At 71.1% G+C, this 5,003-nt stretch carries 6 protein-coding genes and 1 pseudogene; 4 read left to right on the forward strand and 3 right to left on the reverse strand.

What is annotated here, in order from left to right; genetic code table 11:
• Positions 1-241: 241 nt before the first annotated feature.
• Positions 242-1,210 carry an LLM class flavin-dependent oxidoreductase gene (locus VFX99_RS01165; protein WP_329664488.1) on the reverse strand — a complete coding sequence of 323 codons (969 nt, stop codon included), beginning with the start codon at positions 1,208-1,210 and terminating at the stop codon, positions 242-244.
• Positions 1,211-1,358: 148 nt separating this feature from the next.
• Here VFX99_RS01165 and VFX99_RS01170 point away from each other — a divergent pair, with 148 nt between their 5' ends.
• A complete protein-coding gene (locus tag VFX99_RS01170; RefSeq protein WP_329664493.1) occupies positions 1,359-2,288 on the forward strand; it encodes a DMT family transporter in 930 nt (309 codons plus the stop codon).
• 3 nt (positions 2,289-2,291) lie between these two features.
• Here the strand turns inward: VFX99_RS01170 and VFX99_RS01175 are convergent, their stop codons facing one another.
• Positions 2,292-2,873 carry a nitroreductase family protein gene (locus tag VFX99_RS01175; RefSeq protein WP_329664489.1) on the reverse strand — a complete coding sequence of 194 codons (582 nt, stop codon included), beginning with the start codon at positions 2,871-2,873 and terminating at the stop codon, positions 2,292-2,294.
• The gene (gene msrB / locus VFX99_RS01180; RefSeq protein ID WP_329664490.1) at positions 2,870-3,277 is read right to left on the reverse strand and encodes a peptide-methionine (R)-S-oxide reductase MsrB; all 408 of its coding nucleotides are present in this window, start codon (positions 3,275-3,277) and stop codon (positions 2,870-2,872) included. Before msrB ends, VFX99_RS01175 begins: the two co-directional genes overlap by 4 nt.
• Positions 3,278-3,364: 87 nt before the next feature.
• On the opposite strand from msrB, the gene VFX99_RS01185 reads away from it, so the two are divergent.
• From VFX99_RS01185 to VFX99_RS01195, 3 genes and pseudogenes are all read left to right on the forward strand, one after another.
• Positions 3,365-4,351, forward strand: coding sequence for a DUF2332 domain-containing protein (locus VFX99_RS01185; RefSeq protein ID WP_329664491.1), 987 nt, complete (start codon positions 3,365-3,367; stop codon positions 4,349-4,351).
• A 9-nt stretch (positions 4,352-4,360) separates the two neighbouring features.
• Positions 4,361-4,612 (forward strand): DUF3263 domain-containing protein, encoded by a 252-nt coding sequence (locus tag VFX99_RS01190; protein WP_329664492.1) that lies wholly within the window; start codon positions 4,361-4,363, stop codon positions 4,610-4,612.
• Between the two features lie 72 nt (positions 4,613-4,684).
• A pseudogene (locus VFX99_RS01195) lies at positions 4,685-5,003 on the forward strand (LytR family transcriptional regulator); the annotation flags it as partial.

The raw sequence follows: 5,003 nt of genomic DNA on the forward strand, positions 1-5,003 counted from the left end.
CTCCTTGGGTTCTGGTTCGGTGGGCATATCCGAGCGCAGCGTGACTGGATCACTAGTGAGAACTGATGGCGCCTCCCTATAACCCGGCTACGGCATTCGCAAATTGGAGAAAACGGGCGCCGTCCTCTGTGCTGCTGCGACTGTGTCGATCGTTCGGCATGCGCAATACATGACAATTAGATTGAACTAGCGGAGCCTGGTGGTGGGTCCATTTCTGAGTCATCAGGTTTGACCCGCGCTCTCAACCGAGCACCTGCGCGAGATCCTCCAGCGCTCGCATGCGGTCGACGCCGACGGGTGTCAGCACGACGGTGGTTGCCCCGGCGGCATGCCGGGCGGCGATGCCCGCGCGTACCTCTTCCGGTGTCCCCGCGAGTGCGAGCGACCCGATCCACTCGTCAGGGATCCGCGAGGCGAACTCGGCCGCGTCGGCCGAGGCGCGGCGCAGCGCGGCCAGCTCCGAGGCGAATGGGAGGGGAGCGATGTGCGGCTGCCAGTCGGCTTCGCCGACCACCGCGAGGCCGGGCCGCACGAGGTCGCGCGCCGCGCGCGCGTCCTCGGCGACGGCGGCGAGGTCGTATGTGATCACCAGCGGAGCGGAGCTCGTCCGCCGCCGCTGAACCAGCTCGACAGACGCCGCGATGTATTCGGGGCTCGCCGGCTCAGCGAGAACCACGCCTGCGGCGATCTCGCCCGCGGCGACGAGCGACTTCGGTCCGCGCACGCCGAGGACGATGGGCGGTACGACGTCGGGGCGTTCCGCGAACGGCGAGATGTTCGCGTCGAGATGAGCAGTCGCCGCGACGGGCTCGCCGCGCAGCAGCTTGTCGAACGCCTCGGTGTACTCGCGAAGGAACGAGAGCGGCCGGCTGCGCCATGCGCCCGCCTCGCGCATCCACTCCGGCATGCCGTGTCCCAGCCCGACGGTGAGCCGGTGCGGATGCAGCTGCGCGAGCGTCGAGATCTCCATCGCCGCGAATGCCACGTTCCGTGCACCGGCAGGCAGGATGCCGATTCCGACGGTGATGTGCGATGTCACAGCGAGCACCGTGGCGGCCTGCGCGATTCCGCCGCGGAAGCCGAGATCCTCGACGACCCAGAGCTCATCGAATCCGAGGTGCTCGGCTCGGCGGGCGAACTCCACGACCTGGCCCGCAGGCAGGTCGCGGGGCAGCAGTATTCCGACGCGGCGGTCGCGCGATGTCGTCATGGATCGGCCTTTCGAGGATTTCCAACAGCGTCGCCCGTCCGTGACGCGCAGGCGCGTCCGGGGTCTCCAAGTCTGTCACCGGGCGCAGAGGCCCTCGATGAGAGCAGGCACCGCGTCCCGGCATGATGGGGGAGTGACCCGCCGCCGCATGCCGACCTGGATCGCGCTCGGCGGCGCTGCGCTGGTGGGGGTGCTCACCGCCGTGCAGGCCCGCATCAACGGGCAGCTGGGTGTGCGGCTCGGTGACGGACTCGTCGCGGCGGCGATCTCGTTCGGGACGGGCCTGTTGATTCTGATCGTCCTGTCGGCGGCGCTGCCGTCGGGTCGCCGAGGATTCACGGCACTCGCGACCGGCGTCCGTGCGCGCCGCATCCCGTGGTGGATGCTCGCCGGCGGCGCCGCCGGAGCACTCACCGTCGCGACGCAGGGGATCGCCGTCGGCATCATCGGCGTCTCGCTGTTCACCGTGGGAGTCGTCGCCGGGCAGGCGATGTGCGGGCTGATTCTCGATCGGATCGGGTACGGCCCGGCCGGCGTCGTCGCCGTCACGCTGCCGCGGGTCGCGGGCGGTGCCCTTGCGCTGCTCGCGGTCGGCATCGCGCTCGCCGGCGACGGGCTGAGCGGCATCCCGCTCTGGATGCTCGTCCTCCCGCTCGCGACCGGCATCGGCATCGCGTGGCAGCAGGCCACGAACGGACGCCTGAATCAGCGCGTCGGAACGCCGCTGACCGCGACTCTCGTCAACTTCATCGGGGGGACGATCATCCTGGTCGGGGCGGCCGCGGTCCACGTGGCCGTCGTCGGGATGCCCGCGCAGGTTCCGGGAGAGGCGTGGCTCTACCTCGGCGGCGTGACCGGAGTGATCTACATCATCCTGTCTGCGGCGCTGGTCACCCACACGGGGGTGCTGCTGCTCGGCCTCGGCGTGGTCGTCGGCCAGCTGCTGACGTCATTCGCCCTCGACACGCTGTGGCCGACGCCGGCGAGCCCCGGCATCCTTCAGGCGATCACGATGGTCGTCGTGGCCCTGCTGTCGGTGGTGGTCGCCACGAGGCCGTGGCGGCGACTGCGTCGGTAGCGCTCAGGCTTCGTGATCGTCGGTGTGCGAGCGGCCGCTCTTGGGCTTCTCGGCGGGAAGCCGAGACACGTGGTGGCGGGCGTCGACCGCCTTCAGCCGACCGGGTCGCGACCTGGGCGGCTTGCCTCCGACGTACAGCCAGCCCAGCAGCTCCTCGTTCTTGCCCAGGCCGTGCAGCTTCGCCACCGGCTTGCTGCGGGTGTAATCGCCGGTGCGCCACAGCACGCCCCAGCCGGCCTCGTCCAGAAGCAGGCTCAGCACGTGCGCCACACCCGAGGCGACGGCCTCCTGCTCCCACCGGGGCACCTTGCTCTTGCGGTAGCTCGCCACCACCGCGATCAGCAGCGGCGCCCGCAGCGGCTTGGACGAAGAGCCCTTGTGGCCGTCCGCCTTGTTGATTGCCCGGCCGAGGCGCACACGGTCGGAGCCGCGCAGCTCGATGAGCCGCCAGGGCCGCAGCGACGAGTGATCGGCCACCCGCCCGGCGGCGGACACCAGGGTCAGCAGCTCGGCGTGCGTGGGTGCGGCATCCGTCACCTTCGACCAGGAGCGGCGGCGGCGGACGGCGTCCAGCGCTGAGGTCATGCGCCTGTGTCGGGTGTGAACTCCAGCGCGATCGAGTTCATGCAGTAGCGGTCCCCGGTGGGCGTTCCGACACCGTCCGGGAAGACGTGGCCCAGGTGCGAGCCGCACGTCGCGCAGCGCACCTCGGTGCGCAGCATCCCGTACGTGTGGTCTTCGATCAGCTCGACGGCCTCGGGCCGGACGGACTCGTAGAAGCTCGGCCACCCGCAGTGCGAGTCGAACTTCGTGCCGCTCTGGAACAGCTCCGCGCCGCATGCCCCGCAGGTGTACAGACCCGCGCGACTCTCATCGAGGAGCTCACCGGTCCACGCGCGCTCGGTCGCGGCTTCGCGCAGCACCTGGTACTTGTCGGGGCCGAGCTCGGCGCGCCACTCTTCGTCGGTCTTTTCGACGCTGTAGGTCATGGAGTCCTCCTTCACCAGGTTCCATTCTCGCCCACGGACTGTCGGGCAGGTCTCGTGTGCCCTCGGGCCGACCCCGAGAATAGGACGATGGATGCCGCCGCCGCCGTCGCCGAGCGATACGGGCGGTTCGCCGGCCAGGAGGCACCCGGACGCTCGGCGCTCTATGCCGAGTGGGCGCGAGGAGTCGAAGCCGACCCCGCGGTTCAGGCGATCCTGGCGCGCATCCCGGACACCCACCGTCAGCCGCCGCTCGTCTTCGCCGTCACGCGAATGCTGGGTGCCGAGGAGGGGCCCTACGGCAGCTGGGCGGAGTGGTTGCGCGCGCACGCGGATGCGGTCGTCGACGAATGCTCGCGGCGGAGTGTGCAGACCAACGAGCCGCTGCGGTGTGCGGCGCTGCTGCCCGCGCTGAGCGGCATCCCGGGTCCGCTCGCCCTTCTCGAGGTCGGCGCGAGCGCCGGTCTCTGCCTGTACCCCGACCGTTACTCGTACCGCTACCGGGGTGGTCCCGACCTCGACCCGTCCGACGGGGCCTCGAGGGTCGTGCTGGAGTCTTCTGTCACCGGGAACCCCCCAATGCGGATGCCGGAGGTGGTGTGGCGCGCCGGCCTCGACCTCGTGCCGCTCGACGCCGCCGACCCGGAGGATCGGCGATTTCTGCTGAGCCTCGTGTGGCCGGGGGAGGAGGGTCGCGTCGCACGCATCGAGGCGGCGCTGGACATCGTCGCGGCCGACCCGCCGCTGCTGATGCGCGGCGACGCGACGGACGCCGGCGTGCTCGAGTCGCTGGCGGCGCAGGCGCCGGCCGGCGTGACGCTGGTGGTGACGACGCCCGGTGTGCTGCCGCACATCTCGCGGGCCGGACGGGAACGACTCTTCGCAATCCTCGGGGGGCTGGATGCGGTGTGGGTCTCGATCGACCCGCCGGGGCTGCACGATCGATGGCAGCCGCCCGTGGATCCGGCGACGTGGGGCGGCTTCGTGCTCGGCAGGGACCGCGTCCCGCTGGCGGCCGTCGACCCGCTCGGCGCATCCGTGGAGTGGCGCGCGGGATCGGCGGTGGTGCCGCGCTAGCGTGAGCGCGTGCCCCTCAGCGACCGCGACCGCGCCATCCTCGAGTTCGAGGCGGAATGGCGGCGGCACGCAGGTGCGAAGGAGGAGGCGATCCGCGCAGACCTCGGGCTGTCGCCGGCCCGCTACTACCAGCTGCTCGGCCGGCTCATCGACACGACCGACGCGCAGGAGCACGACCCGATGCTCGTCAAGCGGCTGCGCCGCATCCGCGACGCGCGGCAGCAGGCCCGTCTCTCCCGGGCCTCCGGCTCGCCCCGCTGAGCGCGGCACTGCCGGGTCGCGGCGCAGCGCGGTCCGCAAGGGGCAGGCCTTCCTTGCGGGTACCATCGGGGGGTGCCGAGAACGACCTTCCCGCGGGATCGCTTCGACGACCTTCCCGCGGATGTGGGCCGGGTCGGTGCACATCGAGCCGAGAACCCGCGGATGCGCGGGTGGGTCGTGTTCCTCTGGGCGGCGCTTGCGACGATCGTGCTGGTCGCGCTCGGCATCTTCGGCACACTGCTTGTCACGGGACGGGTCGCGCTGTTCCCGACCCCGGAGCCGACCGTCGCACCGCTGCCGATCGTCACGCCGGTCGTGGACACGACCTACGAGGTCCTGGTCCTGAATGCGACGCCCGAGCCGGGGCTGGCCACGCAGATGAAGGACGTCG

Origin of the sequence: Microbacterium sp., from assembly GCF_036277215.1 — a bacterium.
In the GTDB taxonomy this organism is placed as follows: domain Bacteria; phylum Actinomycetota; class Actinomycetes; order Actinomycetales; family Microbacteriaceae; genus Microbacterium.